This is a genomic window from Pseudomonas sp. RC2C2, from assembly GCF_018390435.1.
GTDB lineage: Bacteria > Pseudomonadota > Gammaproteobacteria > Pseudomonadales > Pseudomonadaceae > Aquipseudomonas > Aquipseudomonas donghuensis.
On record NZ_JAHBAX010000001.1, the window covers coordinates 3265435 to 3281079 of the forward strand.

Genomic DNA, 15645 nt, shown 5'->3' on the forward strand with positions numbered 1-15645 from the left:
ATTTTCCGTGAGCAAATCGCTGCAAGCCATCCGTGGCATGAACGATATCCTGCCCGATCAGACGCCGCTGTGGCGCTATTTCGAGAGCACCGTGGCCGGTCTGCTGGATACCTATGGCTATCGCCAGATCCGCACGCCGATCGTCGAGTTCACCGAGCTGTTCAAGCGCTCGATCGGTGAAGTCACCGACATCGTCGAAAAAGAGATGTACACCTTCGACGACCGCAACGGCGACTCCCTGACCCTGCGCCCGGAAGGCACCGCCGCCTGCGTGCGGGCTGTGCTCGAACATGGCATCAGCGGTAGTGGCCAGGTGCAGAAGCTCTGGTACATCGGCCAGATGTTCCGCCACGAGCGTCCACAAAAAGGCCGTTATCGCCAGTTCCACCAGATTGGTGTCGAAGTCTTCAACCTTGACGGTCCGGACATCGACGCCGAGCTGATCATGCTCACCTGGCGCCTCTGGGGCCTGCTGGGCATCCGTGACGCGGTCAAGCTCGAGCTCAACAGCCTGGGCACCAGCGAAGCCCGTGCCCGCTACCGTGACGCGCTGGTCGAGTTTCTCTCGGCGCGCCTGGAGCAACTGGACGAAGACAGCCAGCGCCGCTTGAAAAGCAACCCGCTGCGCATCCTCGACAGCAAGGACCCGAACACCCAGGCGGTGCTGGTCGACGCGCCAAAACTCGAAGACTACCTGGACGAAGAGTCCCGCGTGCACTTCGACGGCCTGAAAGCACGCCTGGATGCCGCCGGCATCCCGTTCGTGATCAACACCAAGCTGGTGCGTGGCCTGGACTACTACAGCAAGACCGTTTTCGAATGGGTCACCGACAAGCTCGGCTCCCAAGGCACCGTGTGTGCCGGTGGCCGCTACGACGGCCTGGTCGAGCAGATGGGCGGCAAGCCGACCCCGGGCGTTGGTTTCGCCATGGGCATCGAGCGCCTGATCCTGTTGCTGGAAACCCTTGAGCAGGTGCCGGAATCGATCAACCGCCAGGTCGACGTTTACCTGTGCGCCTTCGGCGAGCAGGCCGAGCTGGCTGGGCTGACCCTGAGCGAGCGCCTGCGTGACCGTCTGCCGAACCTGCGCCTGCAGGTCAACGCCGGTGCTGGCAGCTTCAAGAGCCAGTTCAAGAAGGCCGACAAGAGCAACGCGCTGTTCGCCTTGATCCTGGGGGACGACGAACTGGCGCAACAAGTGGTAGGTTTCAAGCCCCTGCGCGGTCAGGGCGAACAACAAAACATTGCCTGGGATGCTCTGGCAGAGCACCTGGAAGCCTCGCTCGCGCAGGCGTGAGGCGAGTCAACAGCCGATTTGGTGAAAAGGAGTATTGGGGTGTCGAGTACCGATGATGAACAACTGGTCGCGATGAAGGACTGGTGGGACCGCAATGGCAAGCCGCTGGTAACCGGTGGCCTGCTGGCGCTGGTCGTGGTGTTCGGCTGGCAAGCCTGGCAGAAATACCAGACCAACCAGTCGCAAGGCGCCTCGAACCTCTACCAGGCCCTGCTGGAGACTACCCTGACGCCAACTGGCGAGCCTGACGCGGCCAAGGTCGCCGAGCTGTCCGGCAAGCTCAAGAACGAATTTGGCGGCTCGGCCTATGCCCAGTACGCCAGCCTGTTCGTGGCCAAGGTGGCCGTCGAGAGCGGCAAGCTTGATGACGCCGCCGCCGAGCTCAAGCTGGTGATGGACAAGCCGGCTGACGCAACCTTGGGCGAAATCGCCCGTCAGCGCCTGGCCCGTGTCCTGGCTGCGCAGAAAAAGGTTGAAGAGGCGCTGAAGCTGCTCGAAGGCGATGCCGACCAGGCCTTCCTGGCCAGCCGCGAAGAGCTCAAGGGTGACCTGCTGGTACAACTGGGCCGCGCTGGCGAAGCCCATGCCGCTTACGAAAAAGCCAAGGCCGCGCTGTCTGACGATGCCGCGATCGGTGGCCTGCAACTCAAGCTCGACGACCTGGCCAAAGGGGATGCGTGACGTGATCGGTTGGAAACATGCAGCAGTGCTGACCCTGGCCCTTCTGGCCGTGGGTTGCAGCAGCAACAGCAAAAAGGAATTGCCGCCGGCCGAACTCACCAAGTTCACCGAAGAGGTGGTCCTCAAGAAGCAGTGGAGCCGCTCGATCGGTGACGGTCAGGGCGAGACCTTCAACATGCTGGTGCCGGCGATCGAAAACGACCGCATTTATGCCGCCGATGTCACCGGCGTGGTGATGGCGCTGGATCGCAACAACGGCGATGTGGCCTGGAAGAAGGACCTCGAACTGCCGGTGTCCGGCGCCGTTGGCGTCGGTTACGGCATGGTCATGCTCGGTACCCTCAAAGGCGAAGTGATTGCCCTGGATGCCAGCACCGGTGAAGAACGCTGGCGCGCGCGCGTTACCAGTGAAGTACTGGCTCCGCCGGCCACCAACGGTGACGTGGTGGTGGTGCAGACCCAGGACGACCGCGTGATCGGCCTGGACGCCAGCACTGGCGACCGTCGCTGGATCTACGAAAGCACGCCGGCGGTACTCACCCTGCGTGGTACCGGCGCGCCGATCGTGACCAACCGTCTGGCCGTTGTCGGCCTGTCGACCGGCAAGGTGATTGCCCTCGACACCCAGAACGGCGTGCCGGTCTGGGAGCAGCGCGTGGCCATCCCGCAAGGTCGCTCGGAGCTTGACCGGGTGGTGGATATCGACGGCGGCCTGCTGCTGTCCGGCGGTACCCTGTACGTTTCCAGCTACCAGGGCCGCGTCGCCGGCCTGGACCTGGAGAGCGGCCGGGTACTGTGGCAGCGTGATGCTTCCAGCTACACCGGTGTGGCCCAGGGCTTCGGTAACGTCTACGTGAGCCTGGCTTCGGGCACCGTGGAAGGCATCGACGAGCGCTCATCCAGCGCGCTGTGGAGTAACGACTCGCTGGCACGCCGCCAGCTGTCGGCGCCGGAAGTGTTCTCCAGCTATGTGGCGGTGGGTGACCTGGAAGGTTACCTGCACCTGCTCAGCCAGGTCGATGGTCGTTTCGTCGGTCGTGAGCGTATCGACAGCGATGGCCTGCGCGCCCGTCCGTTGGTGGTGGGTGACACCATCTATGTGTACGGCAACAGCGGCAAGCTCGAGGCGCTGACCATCCGCTGAGGCTATGCTTGAGGCCATGCCGGCCTCGGGCTGCGGCACTTCGGGTGCCGCTCGAACTCCGGCCGCTGCAGTGCAGCGGCCTTTGTATTTTCTGAATTTACGCAGTGGAGAGCCGAATGGTTCCCGTAATCGCCCTGGTGGGCCGACCGAACGTCGGTAAATCCACCATGTTCAACCGCCTGACCAGGACCCGCGACGCTATCGTCGGCGACCTGTCCGGGCTGACCCGAGACCGCCAGTACGGTGAAGCGCGCTGGCAAGGCCGTTCGTACATCCTGGTCGACACCGGTGGTATTTCCGGTGACGAGCAAGGCATGGACGAAAAAATGGCCGAGCAGTCGCTGCTGGCCATCGAAGAAGCCGATGTGGTCTTGTTCCTGGTTGATGCCCGTGCCGGCCTGACCGCCGCCGACCAGATGATTTCCGAGCACCTGCGCAAGCGCAACAAACGCTCGTTCCTGGTCGCCAACAAGATCGACAACATCGATCCGCTGGCGGCCATCGCCGAGTTCTCGCCGCTGGGCATGGGTAACGCCATTGGTGTCGCCGGCGCCCAGGGCCGTGGCGTCAACAACCTGCTGGAAGCCGTGCTCAGCGACTTCCCGCGCGACAAGGACGAGGAAGAGATCGACACCGACGTCGCCGAAGGCGAGGAAGCGGTGCGCATTCCTGGCCCGAGCGAAAAAGACGGGATCAAGATCGCCATTATCGGCCGGCCCAACGTCGGCAAGTCGACCCTGGTCAACCGCATGCTTGGTGAAGAGCGGGTCATCGTCTATGACCAGCCCGGCACCACCCGCGACAGTATCTACATTCCCTTCGAGCGCAACGAAGAGAAGTACACCCTGATCGACACCGCCGGGGTGCGCAAGCGCGGCAAGATCCACGAAGAAGTCGAGAAGTTCTCCGTGGTCAAGACCCTGCAGGCGATCAAGGACGCCAACGTGGTGATCTTCGTCATGGACGCCCGCGAAGGCGTGGTCGACCATGACCTGAACCTGCTGGGCTTTGCCCTGGAAGCCGGTCGCGCCATCGTCATCGCCCTGAACAAGTGGGACGGCATGCAGCCGAGCGAGCGCGACTACGTGAAGACCGAGCTGGAACGCCGGCTGTTCTTCGTCGACTTCGCCGACATCCACTTCATCTCGGCGCTGCACGGCACCGGCGTGGGCAACCTGTACCAGTCGGTACAGAACTCGTTCAAGTCGGCGGTCACCCGCTGGCCGACCAGCCGCCTGACCCAGATCCTCGAAGACGCAGTCAGCGAGCATCAGCCGCCGATGGTCAACAGCCGCCGGATCAAGCTGCGCTATGCCCACCTCGGTGGCGCCAACCCGCCGATCATCGTGATCCACGGCAACCAGGTCGAGAAGGTACCCAAGTCTTACTCGCGCTACCTGGAAAACACCTACCGCCGCGTACTCAAGCTGGTCGGTACGCCGATCCGTATCGAGTACAAGGGCAGTGACAACCCGTACGAAGGCAACAAGAACACCTTGACCGACCGCCAGGTCAACAAGAAGCGTCGCTTGATGTCGCACCACAAGAAAGCCGAGAAGAAGCGTAAAGACAAACGCTAACAAGGCTTGAGGGCCTCTTCGCTGGCAAGCCCGCTCCCACTCTGTGGGAGCAGGCTTGACCCGCGATTGGCCTGCGACTGTTACAACCTTTTTCCTGACCGATCAATCCGCTATGCTCGGTCCCAGACCGCGCCGCCTCGAGCCGGATAGTGCTGCAGGAAAGAGGGCTCCATGATCAGTAGCAAGTTGCCGAACGTCGGCACGACCATCTTTACCACCATGTCCCAGCTCGCCGCGCAAACCGGCGCCTTGAACCTGTCCCAGGGTTTTCCCGATTTCAACGGCCCGCAAGCACTGCTCGATGCGGTAGGCCGGCATGTCAGTGCCGGACACAACCAGTACAGCCCCATGACCGGCTTGCCGGCATTGCGCCAGCAGGTGGCGAACAAGATCGCCCGCAGCTATGGCGTCAGCGTCGATGCCGAGCATGAAGTCACCATCACTCCCGGTGCCACCGAAGCGATCTTCTGTGCCATTCAGGCGGTGATTCGCACAGGCGACGAGGTCATCGTCTTCGACCCCAGTTACGACAGCTATGAGCCCTCGGTAGAGCTGGCCGGTGGCCGTTGCGTGCATGTGCAACTCACTGACGGCGAGTTCGCCATCGACTGGCAGAAACTCACCGACGCGCTCAGCCCGCGCACGCGGATGATCATCCTCAATTCGCCGCACAACCCCAGCGGCGCGTTGATCAGCCGCGACGACCTGGACAAGCTGGCGCTGCTGATCGCCGAGCGCGATATCTACCTGATCAGCGACGAAGTCTACGAGCACCTGGTGTTCGACGGCGTGCAGCACGCCAGTGTGTTGGCCCATGAGGCGCTGTACCCGCGCGCTTTCGTGGTCAGCTCGTTCGGCAAGACCTATCACGTCACTGGCTGGAAAACCGGCTATGTGGTGGCGCCGCCAGCCCTCAGCGCCGAGCTGCGCAAGGTCCACCAGTACGTCAACTTCTGCGGCGTGACGCCGCTGCAATGGGCGCTGGCCGATTTCATGGCGGCGCACCCGGAACATGTCGAAGAACTGCCGGCCTTCTACCAGGCCAAGCGCGACCTGTTCTGCGATCTGTTGGGCAGCTCGCGCTTGGAGTTCAGGCGCAGCGCTGGCACTTACTTCCAGCTGGTGGATTATTCGCAGATTCGCCCGGACCTGAACGACGTCGACATGTCGCTGTGGCTGACCCGTGAGCATGGCGTGGCGACCATTCCGGTGTCGGTGTTCTACCAGCACCCTATTCCCGAGCAGCGCCTGGTGCGCCTGTGCTTTGCCAAACGCGAGGAGACGCTGCGTCAGGCAGCGGAAAAACTATGCGCGATCTGAGTAGCCTGCCGAACCTGAACATCGCGTTGGTGCAGACCAGCCTGGCCTGGCAGGACCGCCTGGCCAACTACGAACATTTCGAAACCCTGCTGGAGCAGGCCCGTGGCGCCGACCTGATCATTCTCCCGGAGATGTTCACCACTGGTTTTTCCATGGACTCCGAAAGCCTGGCCGAGCCCGAGAACGGGCCGACCTACAAATGGCTCAAGAGCCAGGCCAAAAAGTTCGATGCCGTGGTTACCGGCAGCGTGATCATCCAGGCCGCCGACGGTAGCCACCGCAATCGCCTGCTGTGGGCGCGGCCCGATGGCGAGATCCTGTTCTACGACAAGCGCCACCTGTTCCGCATGGCCGGTGAGCACAAGCACTACACCCCAGGCGAACGCCAGGTGCAGTTCGAGATCAAGGGCTGGCGGGTCCGGCCGTTGATCTGCTACGACCTGCGGTTCCCGGTGTGGAGCCGCGATGCCCAGGACACCGACCTGCTGCTGTACACCGCCAACTGGCCGGCCGCCCGTCGCCAGCACTGGAACCGCCTGTTGCCGGCGCGGGGCATCGAGAACCTCTGCTATGTGGCGGCGGTGAACCGCGTGGGTACCGACGGCAAGGGCTTTGCCTACACCGGCGACAGCCAGGTACTGGACTTCCAGGGAGAGAGCCTGCTGAGTGCAGGGGAGGCTGACGGGGTGTTTACCGTCGTGCTCAGCGCGGCGGACCTTGCGGCCTACCGCGCGCGGTTTCCGGCCAATCTGGATGCCGATACCTTCGATCTGCATTGATCGCCATCGCTGGCAAGCCCGCTCCCATACCAGACCTGTGGGAGCGGGCTTGACCCGCGATGGGGCCCTCAAGGCTTAGTACACATCCCGCCGATAGCGCCCCAGCTCGATCAGCCGTTCAACCTCGGCAGCCCCCAGCACCTCGTTGAGCACCTCGTCGACGCCACTGGCCATGCCCTGCAAACTGCCGCAGATGTAGATCGACGCGCCCTGATCCAGCCAGCGCCGCAGCTCTGGCGCCTGTTCGCGCAAGCGGTCCTGCACGTAGACCTTGTGGCTCTGATCGCGAGAAAAGGCCAGGTCCAGCCGCGCCAGATCAGCGCTGCGCTGCCAGCCCTGCAGCTCATCCCCGCAGAGAAAGTCATACGCCTGGTTGCGTTCGCCGAACAGCAGCCAGTTGCGCTGCTCGCCGGCCACGATGCGGCCCTTGAGCAGGCTGCGCAGCCCGGCCAGCCCGGTACCGTTGCCGATCAGGATCATTGGCGTTGCCGGTGCCGGCAGGTGGAAACCGCTGTTGCGGCGCAGGCGCAGGCTGACGCTGTTATCCACAGCCAGGTGCTCGGTCAGCCAGCCCGAACCCAGGCCCAGGCTGCCGTCAGGGTGGCGTTCCTGGCGTACGATCAGCTCTAGCACGCCGTCACTGGCGATCGAAGCAATCGAGTATTCCCGAGCAGCCAGCGGGATCAGCGCATCGACCAGGGCCTGGGCGTGCAGGCCGACCAGGTGCTCGCGGCTTTTCGGCAACTGGCGGCTGGCCAGGGCCTGCAGCAGGCTCTCCTGCAGGCCTTCGACCTGCACGCAAGTTTCGCCATCAAGCCCCAGGCCCTTGAGGAACAGCTCAAGACTCCGGGTATTGTTGCGGGGGAGGATCTCCACCAGGTCTCCAGCTTCCCACTGCGCGGGTTGCTCAGGCGTGAGGCCGAGCAGATAGACCGCCGAGCCCTGGCTGCCCGGATTGATCAATTCTCGACTGACAAGGGTCCAGTTGCCGAACTCGGGTGCTTGCCAGGCAGCAGGCGGCGTGCTTGCGGTGATTTTCGCAAGCTCTTGCTGCCAGTGCTGCAAGGCCGCCGGGTCAGCGCTGTCGACTTCTACCGGGGTGAAGGCGCTAGTGGCACCGCGCTCGCCAAGCCAGGCCTGCAGGCGCCGGGCAAAGCCGCAGAAATGCGGGTACTGGCGGTCGCCCAGGGCGAGCAGGGCATAGTTCAGATTACCCAGGGCCCAGGGCTGTCCAAGCACTTTACGTTCAAAGCCGCGGGCGCTGTCGGGAGCTTCGCCGTCACCGAAGGTGCTGACCACGAACAGCGCTTGCCGGGCCTGGTTCAAGTCCTGCTCGGTCAGCTCGGCCAGGGGCCGGACCTGTACCGCGACGCCGGCAGCCTGCAGTTGCCCGGCGCTTTGCCAGGCCAGTTGCTCGGCAAAGCCGCTCTGGCTGGCAAAGCCTACCAGCCAGCCGCCGTCTTGCCCGTTCGCAGGCGCGAGATTGCCTCGTGCAGCGCGAACCTGGCGCTTTTTACGCCGGCGGTCCAGGTACAACAGCCAGCCGGTGACGAAGAACAGCGGCATGCTCAAACTGGCGATAGTCACCAGAATCCGCCCGGTCAGGCCAAAGTAGCTGCCCACGTGCAGGGCATAGACGCTGGCCAATAGCTGTGCCTTGAACGACTTGTCGGCGTAGCGCTCGTTGGTCTTCACCTGGCCGCTGGCCGGGTCGATGCTCAGGGTGTTGAGCGCGCGTTCGTGTTCGGCGCCTTCAAGCAGGTAGAAGATCGTTGCCGGTTGCCCGCCGGCTGGCGGCAGGCGCAGGTTGTAGCTGGTCATGTCGGGGCCGGCAGCGGCCTGCAGGCTGGCCCAGACGGCGTCGTAGTCGACCACCAGCGGCTTGGCGTCCTTGCCCAGGGCCCCACCCGGGCGCCCGCCGCGGCCTTCGCCGCGCTTGTGTTGCTGACCAGCAGCCGGGCTGTCGGCGAGCAGCTTGTTCAGGCCTTCGCGGTACCACTCGTAGCTCCAGAACAGGCCGGTGAGGGCAAACAGCAGATAGAACAGCAAGCACCAGGTACCGGCCACGGCGTGCAGGTCCCAGTTGAAGGCGCGGCCTTTTTTCGCCCAGTCCAGGGTCAGCCAGGTCCGCCAGTTCAGCGCCTTGCGCGGCCAGCGCAGGTAGAGGCCCGAGAGGCAGAAAAAAATCAGCATCAGGGTACAGGCGCCCGTGATCTGTCGGCCGCTATCACCCATGGCCAGGAAGCGGTGCAACTGCAGCATCAGGTCGAAAAAGCCCTGACCGGCTACCTCGCCCTGCAGCTTGCCGGCGTACGGGTCGGCATAGCGCAACACGCCCCGACGCTCGCCGGGAGGAGGGGTGAAGAAAACCCGCGCGGCCCTGCCGCTACGCGGCTGGACCCAGAGCATGGCGACCTTGTCGCCTTGCTCGGTCTCGATCCTGCGCACCAGCTCAGGCATCGGCAGTACGCCTTGCTGACGTACCTCGACGGTAAGTACCTCGGGGTTGAACAGTTCCAGCAGCTCATCCTGGAACGACCAGATGGCACCGGTAATGCCCATCAGCGCCAGCACCAGGCCGGCAGTAATGCCGAAGAACCAGTGCAGTTGAAACAGGGATTTCTTCACCACATCAATCACCTTGTCGTGTCGCAAATGCGAATGCGACGCGCATTATGCCTTGATACACAAAAGCCCAGCTCACCTAAATGAACGGGGCTTGCTGCACGCACCAATCTGAAGTGGACGTTCGCACTCAGGCCATGTTCGATCCTGATAGTGCCCCTTCGGCCGAAAGAGCTTGTAGAGAGTCAATGGGAATCAATACCATTGGCATCCTTTCACCTTCAGGTGCTGTGCCATGCTGCTACCTATTTCCGGCCTGTTTTCCACCGAGGAAGTTCAGCGCATTCGTGAGGCGCTGGAACAAACCGAATGGGCCGACGGCAAGATCACCGCGGGTTACCAGTCGGCCAAGGCCAAGCACAACCTGCAGTTGCCCGAAGGCCACCCGCTGGCCAAGGAAATTGGCACGGCGCTGATCGAACGCTTGTGGCAGCATCCGCAATTCATGTCGGCGGCCTTGCCGCACAAGGTGTTCCCGCCGCTGATCAATTGCTATCGAGAGGGCGGCAGCTTCGGTTTTCACATCGACAACGCCTTGCGCCAACCCCGAGGCAGCCACGAGCGGGTGCGTACGGACCTGTCCTCGACGCTGTTCCTGAGCAACCCCGAGGACTACGACGGCGGTGAGCTGGTGATCCAGGACACCTATGGCGTGCAGCAGGTGAAGCTGGCAGCGGGCGACCTGGTGTTGTACCCGGGCACCAGCCTGCACAAGGTCAACCCGGTGACCCGTGGGGCGCGTTATGCGGCGTTTTTCTGGACCCAGAGCCTGGTGCGCGAAGACAGCCAGCGTGCGTTGCTGTACGAGATGGACCAGGCCATCCAGCAGCTGGGCGCCGATGTGCCTGATCACCCGGCGCTGATCCAGCTGACCGGCACCTACCACAACCTGTTGCGCCGCTGGGTCGAGGTCTGAGCCATGACTTTCGCCTTGCGCAACCGCCAGGAACTGGACTGCGCACAGTTCGCCCAGATGCTCGAACACAGCCCGGGCAAAGCTGCCCAGGCATTGCTGGCCGCCGCGGGGCAGGACATCGTCGAGGCGCAGGTGCTGCTTGGACAGATCCTTCTCGACGGGCGTGGCATCGAGAAAGACCCGGCCCTGGCCCGGCGCTGGTTTGCCATCGCCGCCAAGCGTGGCAGTGCCATGGCGCACAACATGCTCGGGCGTTGCCTGGAGCATGGCTGGGGAGGGGCGCCAGATGTCTCGACTGCAGCCACGGCCTATCGCCGGGCTGCTGAAATGGGGCTGGACTGGGGCTTGTACAACTACGCCAACCTGCTGGGTACCGGTCGTGGGGTGGTTCAGAACCAGCCTCTGGCATTGCGCTGCTATCGACAAGCCGCCCATATGGGCCATGCCAAGTCGATGAACCTGTATGGCCGTTACCTGGAGCAGGGGCTGGCCTGTGAAAGCGACGTCGGCATGGCTCTCGACTGGTATCGCCGTTCAGCCGAGGCGGGGGATTTTCGCGGGCAGTTCAGCTATGCCACGGTGCTGATGGAGCGCAATCAGTTCGATGACGCAATGCTCTGGTTTGACAAAGCCCTGCAGGGCGGCAATCAGAATTTCCTGCTCAGTAGCGTATCCACCTTGCAGCAGGTCCAGCGCTCGCGCCTGCTGCCTGTCCTGCGTGCCTATGAGCAGCGTCTGGCGCTCATGCAGTTTCACCGTTAGACGGGAAGTCTTCGATGAGTTTCCAGGGAATCAATGCAGTCTGCGCTGCTTGTGACGGAACGCCCAAGATCGAGTACCTGGCCTAAATCTAAAAGGACTTTAGAATGGTTGATCACGTTGATAAATCGTTTATCGCGACCCTGTACTCAACAAAATCCGGCCGTTCAGGTCAGATTGGCATCAGTGCACAGCGTACCGAGTTTGATTTTGCAGAAAGTGGCTGGCTACAGATTGTTGGGCATGGGCAGCGGGTACGGCCGATCAACTTTCGTTTTCAGTTCGTTGAAGATCAAGGTGACCGGATTCATTACGACATTACCTGTGCATCCAAGGTTGACGGTTACCTGGGGAAGACGCTGGGAAGAAGTAGTGGCGGCTATCTCGGGTTATACGGAAAAAACGAAATTACCTTCTTCTGGAAAGTTCAGCCGCTCGCAGAGTGGTACGGTGGCAGTGAACGCCACTTCATCCTGCGTGACTACGAGGGCCACGAGGTAAAGGACTACTACAGTCATCGGGACGGCGACAGGTTTTTAAATGCTTATGAAGGTAAGCCACTGAGCTTCGCGGTCAGGGTCAAGGCGCTCCTGTAAGCGTTGCTTAATATACTGATAACCCCAGCCGTGCGTGAATGATAGATGCGCAAAGCTTGGCGGTGGTGATGCCCCAGGTTTTGCATTACGGCGCAAATCGACACCGCGCGGACTTGATGAACGAAGGTTTCCCCTTGAGGAAAGCCTGCGTGGTGGGGCTAGGCACTGGGCAGGGATAAGGTGGGCGGAGGTCGTTTCCGTTGACCGTCTACCCAGGCCAGGAGGCCATTATGAAAGACCCTCGAAAGCACTCATTCCATGCGTATCTGAACAGCACGACCCCCGGACATCAAGGGCAGGTCGGCATCTCGCGCACCAGCCGAAGCATCATTGTCGACCTTGCCACTAGCGGCTGGTTGCAGGTGATCACCGCCAGGAACAGGCGCGATGTCAGCGGTGCGAGATTTCGCTTCGACTACCTGGAGACGCGAGGTGATCGAATTCACTACCGCATCAGTTGCGATTCGAACGTGGAAAACTACTACGGTCGCAAGTTGGGCGTCAGCCGTAATGGCTACATCGGATTGTATGAAAACGATGCCTCGCCATTCTGGAAACTCGAGACCATCGGTGATTGGGACGGCAGCAATCGGCTGCAGTTCTATTTGCGTGACCATAGAGGCCATCTGGCGGGAAACTACGAGTCCTTCAATGGCGACAAGTTTCTCAATGTCGATGAGGGGAGCCGCTTGAGCATGGTCGCCACTGACATCTATCTGCTCTGACATTTGCTCTTGTGCCATTGATGAGGGCGGCGCTTGTCGCCGCCCTCGCTCAGGTACTACCGGTCATAGGCTTTCAGTGGCGCGAAGCCGTTGAACTCCACCGCGCTGTAGCGGGTGGTGTAGGCACCGGTCGACAGCCAGTACAGGCGGTCACCGATCGCGGCAGGCGGTACTTACAGTGCTCGTACATGCTGTCGGCCATCTGCAGCAGGCAAGCGGGGAAAGTGTGCAAGCTGATAGCGAGCGAGAGGTTGACCTAACGTCGACTGGGCTGCCTATCTCGGCAATGCAGAAAGAGCACTCGATCATGACGACTTACTTGCAGCATCTGTCTTTTCTCGCCTCAATAGCATGTACCTCGCCCGGTTATCGGGGGCGCGTCGAAGCGAGTGAACTCAAACCTGTCCGTCCCGGTGGAAATCCTTTCCAACCAGGCGAAGTGTTGCCCAATCAAACAGGTTGGGTGACGGCTACTGATTTTCCGTTATCACCGCAGCCGTTCTGGTTCGGCTGTTTTCGCCATGCCGATGGAAGCCTGGGATACGAAATCAGACGATGGGCTCGCCATGAGGCTTATCACAACTATCGCCTGGACCTGAGTCAGAATAGCTATGTCGGACTGTATGCGCCCGGTAGCGAACCGCTTGCCCATTGGTGGATGGGCGACGTCCAATTCAACGGGTTTACTGTAGAGCCCGGACTCCACTCACGTATGCACCTGTTGGCAAATCGCAAAAAACCTTTGCGCGCACACCCGGCGACAGGTGCGCGATCACTGGTACTGCTTTTTGAATGCCGAAAACGGAGACGTGCTTGAATTCACACTGGATATTCAATCCGTTGGCGAAGAGCGTCGTTGACGCTCAAGGGTTGCGATGGCGACAGGAGGTGTCGCCATCGCGGTTAGATTACAAGTAGTAGGCCTTCAACGGCGGGAAGCCGTTGAATTCCACCGCGCTGTAGCTGGTGGTGTAGGCACCGGTCGACAGCCAGTACAGGCGGTCACCGATTGCCAGGTTCAGCGGCAGGCCGTACTTGTAGTGCTCGTACATGATGTCGGCGCTGTCGCAGGTAGGGCCTGCGATCACGACTTCTTCCATCTCGCCTTTCTTCTCGGTCCAGATCGGGAACTTGATGGACTCGTCCATGGTTTCGATCAGGCCGGAGAACTTGCCCACGTCGGTGTACACCCAGCGCTCGACAGCGGTACGCGATTTACGCGCCACCAGCACCACTTCACTGACCAGGATGCCGGCGTTGGCAATCAGCGAACGGCCTGGCTCGAGGATGATTTCCGGCAGGTCGTCGCCGAAGTCTTCCTTGAGGAAGCGAATGATCTCTTCGGCGTAGGTTTCCAGGCTGTTGGTACGGGTGATGTAGTTGGCCGGGAAGCCGCCACCCATGTTGATCAGCTTGAGTTCGATGCCGTCTTCTTCTTTCAGGCGCTCGAAGATCACTTTCACTTTGGCGATGGCTGCGTCCCAGACGCTGATGTCGCGCTGCTGCGAGCCGACGTGGAACGACACGCCGTATGGCACCAGGCCCAGGTCGCGGGCGAGGATAAGCAGGTCCATGGCCATGTCGGTCTGGCAGCCGAACTTGCGCGACAGTGGCCAGTCGGCGGTGGTCGAGCCTTCGGTGAGGATGCGCACGTAGACTTTCGAGCCCGGGGCGGCCTTGGCGATATTGCGCAGGTCGGCTTCGGAGTCGGTGGCGTACAGGCGCACGCCCTTCTCGTAGAAGTAGCGAATGTCCTTGGATTTCTTGATGGTGTTGCCGTAGCTGATGCGATCGGCGCTGACGCCGCGGCCCATCACCTTGTCCAGCTCGTAGATCGAGGCGATGTCGAAGCTCGAGCCCTTTTCCTTGAGCAGGTCGATGATCTCCACGGCCGGGTTGGCCTTGACCGCGTAGTAGACCTTGGCGAATTCGAAACCGGCGCGCAGGTCGTCATAGGCCTGGCTGATCATCTGCGTGTCGATGAGCACGAACGGGGTTTCTTGCTTGTCGGCGAACGCCTTCATTTTCTGGAAGGTATCGCGCGCGAAGTAGTCTTCGACCTGAATCGACATGCTTAGGGACTCCATGGGCAAACTGAAAAAATAAGTGGCTGCAACTGAACGTCCTCCGTATCCCCACTTTGGTTCGCCTACTTCCCAAGGCATGTCGCCGAAAGCAAAAAGGTCATCCGTGCGTGATAAAGCGAGCTACGGGTGACCTTGCTGTCTCGTCGTCAGTACTTGAGCCGGATGGATCGTTTCCAGCATGGACGTTCGGCGCGAACTTTAGGACCTGAGGGGCTTGAGATCAACAAAAAATGTCGCGTTTTTGCACACGTCCGTCGCCCCGGGGCGGCCAGCCACTTTGTTACCGACCCAGGTAAACAGTAGATGTTCAATTTGATGACAAAAGCGTTAAAAATACCGGTATACGCCTGGATCTCCCGTAGAACACGCAAATGGATGCAATGGTCGAAGTTGGTGGCGAAAGTGCGGTAAATATCGGTCATTTGGGGGCGCAACGACGCTCAAGCGCAGCATGCGTTTAATCGGTGGCCGTTCATATTTTTTTCCGCCCTGACAGCTGGTCGTCGACACACTTTTTCGTCGATTTTTTTCCCGCCGGGCGCTTCGTCGGCAGCAGCGATCTTCGATTGCCGGTCTTAATAAGAAACATTACTATTCGCGCCACTCCTCCTCGCCTGCGAAGACCTGTGCATCGTGTCGCGACACAAAGGCTTTCTCGACCACTACCATGAGCTGATCGGTACCTGGACGCGCAAACTGCGCAGTCGTCAGCAGGCCGAGGACCTGGCACATGACGCATTTGTGCGGGTACTGGAAAACGACCGGGCCGGAGTCGAGCAACCGCGGGCCTACCTGCACCAGACCGCGCGCAACATTGCGGTGGACGGCTACCGCCGCGAAGACCGCCGCCAGGCCCTTGAGCAGGACACGTTCGAAGCGGGCGGCAGTGCCAGCGGTGATCCGGAGGCATATATGCATGCACTGGAGCTGGCCGACAGTGTCGAACGTGCCCTGGCCGAGTTGCCCCTCAACTGCCGGCGGGTGTTCATCTGGCAGAAGCTCGAAGGCCTGACCCAGGCGGAGATCGCCGAGCGCATGGGCTTGACCAAGAACATGGTCGAAAAGTATATGATCCGCACGCTCCGGCATCTGCGTGAGCACCTGGATGTGTCGACGAGATGAGTCAGGCGAATGTT

The 15645-nt window shown here is 61.3% G+C and carries 14 protein-coding genes and 1 pseudogene; 12 read left to right on the forward strand and 3 right to left on the reverse strand.

Going from position 1 to position 15645, the window contains the following annotated elements:
- Positions 1-7: 7 nt before the first annotated feature.
- The 6 genes from hisS to KHO53_RS15105 all read left to right on the forward strand — a co-directional run bounded on the left by hisS (position 8) and on the right by KHO53_RS15105 (position 6801).
- Positions 8-1297, forward strand: coding sequence for a histidine--tRNA ligase (gene hisS / locus KHO53_RS15080; protein ID WP_010223452.1), 1290 nt, complete (start codon positions 8-10; stop codon positions 1295-1297).
- Between the two features lie 72 nt (positions 1298-1369).
- Positions 1370-1978: a tetratricopeptide repeat protein gene (locus KHO53_RS15085; RefSeq protein WP_174242319.1), complete on the forward strand. Its 609-nt coding sequence runs from the start codon at positions 1370-1372 to the stop codon at positions 1976-1978.
- Positions 1971-3122 (forward strand): outer membrane protein assembly factor BamB, encoded by a 1152-nt coding sequence (gene bamB, locus KHO53_RS15090; protein WP_213570465.1) that lies wholly within the window; start codon positions 1971-1973, stop codon positions 3120-3122. Before KHO53_RS15085 ends, bamB begins: the two co-directional genes overlap by 8 nt.
- A 116-nt stretch (positions 3123-3238) precedes the next feature.
- Positions 3239-4702, forward strand: coding sequence for a ribosome biogenesis GTPase Der (gene der, locus KHO53_RS15095; RefSeq protein ID WP_010223449.1), 1464 nt, complete (start codon positions 3239-3241; stop codon positions 4700-4702).
- Between the two features lie 171 nt (positions 4703-4873).
- Positions 4874-6022 (forward strand): pyridoxal phosphate-dependent aminotransferase, encoded by a 1149-nt coding sequence (locus KHO53_RS15100; protein WP_010223448.1) that lies wholly within the window; start codon positions 4874-4876, stop codon positions 6020-6022.
- Complete coding sequence (locus tag KHO53_RS15105) at positions 6010-6801, forward strand: amidohydrolase (protein WP_010223447.1); 792 nt, start codon at positions 6010-6012, stop codon at positions 6799-6801. Before KHO53_RS15100 ends, KHO53_RS15105 begins: the two co-directional genes overlap by 13 nt.
- 75 nt (positions 6802-6876) lie before the next feature.
- Here the strand turns inward: KHO53_RS15105 and KHO53_RS15110 are convergent, their stop codons facing one another.
- Entirely contained in the window at positions 6877-9432 is a 2556-nt protein-coding gene (locus KHO53_RS15110; protein WP_213570466.1) for a PepSY domain-containing protein, read from the reverse strand.
- A 229-nt stretch (positions 9433-9661) separates the two neighbouring features.
- On the opposite strand from KHO53_RS15110, the gene KHO53_RS15115 reads away from it, so the two are divergent.
- The 4 genes from KHO53_RS15115 (at position 9662) to KHO53_RS15130 (ending at position 12422) form a co-directional block, all read left to right on the forward strand.
- Complete coding sequence (locus tag KHO53_RS15115) at positions 9662-10342, forward strand: Fe2+-dependent dioxygenase (protein WP_100781960.1); 681 nt, start codon at positions 9662-9664, stop codon at positions 10340-10342.
- A 3-nt stretch (positions 10343-10345) separates the two neighbouring features.
- Entirely contained in the window at positions 10346-11104 is a 759-nt protein-coding gene (locus KHO53_RS15120) for a tetratricopeptide repeat protein (protein ID WP_213570467.1), read from the forward strand.
- Between the two features lie 104 nt (positions 11105-11208).
- Entirely contained in the window at positions 11209-11697 is a 489-nt protein-coding gene (locus KHO53_RS15125) for a hypothetical protein (protein WP_010223443.1), read from the forward strand.
- A gap of 230 nt (positions 11698-11927) precedes the next feature.
- Positions 11928-12422, forward strand: coding sequence for a hypothetical protein (locus KHO53_RS15130; protein ID WP_010223442.1), 495 nt, complete (start codon positions 11928-11930; stop codon positions 12420-12422).
- A gap of 56 nt (positions 12423-12478) precedes the next feature.
- On the opposite strand, the pseudogene KHO53_RS25845 reads toward KHO53_RS15130, so the two are convergent.
- A pseudogene (locus tag KHO53_RS25845) lies at positions 12479-12621 on the reverse strand (type III PLP-dependent enzyme); the annotation flags it as partial.
- A gap of 108 nt (positions 12622-12729) precedes the next feature.
- On the opposite strand from KHO53_RS25845, the gene KHO53_RS15135 reads away from it, so the two are divergent.
- A complete protein-coding gene (locus KHO53_RS15135; protein ID WP_213570468.1) occupies positions 12730-13239 on the forward strand; it encodes a hypothetical protein in 510 nt (169 codons plus the stop codon).
- 91 nt (positions 13240-13330) lie between these two features.
- On the opposite strand, the gene KHO53_RS15140 is transcribed toward KHO53_RS15135, so the two are convergent.
- Positions 13331-14494, reverse strand: a complete 1164-nt coding sequence (locus KHO53_RS15140; RefSeq protein WP_036993923.1) for a type III PLP-dependent enzyme — start codon at positions 14492-14494, stop codon at positions 13331-13333.
- 648 nt (positions 14495-15142) lie between these two features.
- Here KHO53_RS15140 and KHO53_RS15145 point away from each other — a divergent pair.
- A complete protein-coding gene (locus KHO53_RS15145) occupies positions 15143-15631 on the forward strand; it encodes a sigma-70 family RNA polymerase sigma factor (protein WP_010223439.1) in 489 nt (162 codons plus the stop codon).
- The last annotated feature ends 14 nt before the right edge of the window (positions 15632-15645 follow it).

Bases quoted from the DNA above. Each gene is read 5' to 3' on its own strand.
- KHO53_RS15085 (WP_174242319.1), top strand. From the start codon at position 1,370: ATGAAGGACTGGTGGGACCGCAATGGCAAGCCGCTGGTAACCGGTGGC.
- bamB (WP_213570465.1), top strand. From the start codon at position 1,971: ATGCGTGACGTGATCGGTTGGAAACATGCAGCAGTGCTGACCCTGGCC.
- der (WP_010223449.1), top strand. From the start codon at position 3,239: ATGGTTCCCGTAATCGCCCTGGTGGGCCGACCGAACGTCGGTAAATCC.
- KHO53_RS15100 (WP_010223448.1), top strand. From the start codon at position 4,874: ATGATCAGTAGCAAGTTGCCGAACGTCGGCACGACCATCTTTACCACC.
- KHO53_RS15105 (WP_010223447.1), top strand. From the start codon at position 6,010: ATGCGCGATCTGAGTAGCCTGCCGAACCTGAACATCGCGTTGGTGCAG.
- KHO53_RS15115 (WP_100781960.1), top strand. From the start codon at position 9,662: ATGCTGCTACCTATTTCCGGCCTGTTTTCCACCGAGGAAGTTCAGCGC.
- KHO53_RS15120 (WP_213570467.1), top strand. From the start codon at position 10,346: ATGACTTTCGCCTTGCGCAACCGCCAGGAACTGGACTGCGCACAGTTC.
- KHO53_RS15125 (WP_010223443.1), top strand. From the start codon at position 11,209: ATGGTTGATCACGTTGATAAATCGTTTATCGCGACCCTGTACTCAACA.
- KHO53_RS15130 (WP_010223442.1), top strand. From the start codon at position 11,928: ATGAAAGACCCTCGAAAGCACTCATTCCATGCGTATCTGAACAGCACG.
- KHO53_RS15135 (WP_213570468.1), top strand. From the start codon at position 12,730: ATGACGACTTACTTGCAGCATCTGTCTTTTCTCGCCTCAATAGCATGT.
- KHO53_RS15140 (WP_036993923.1), bottom strand. From the start codon at position 14,494: ATGTCGATTCAGGTCGAAGACTACTTCGCGCGCGATACCTTCCAGAAA.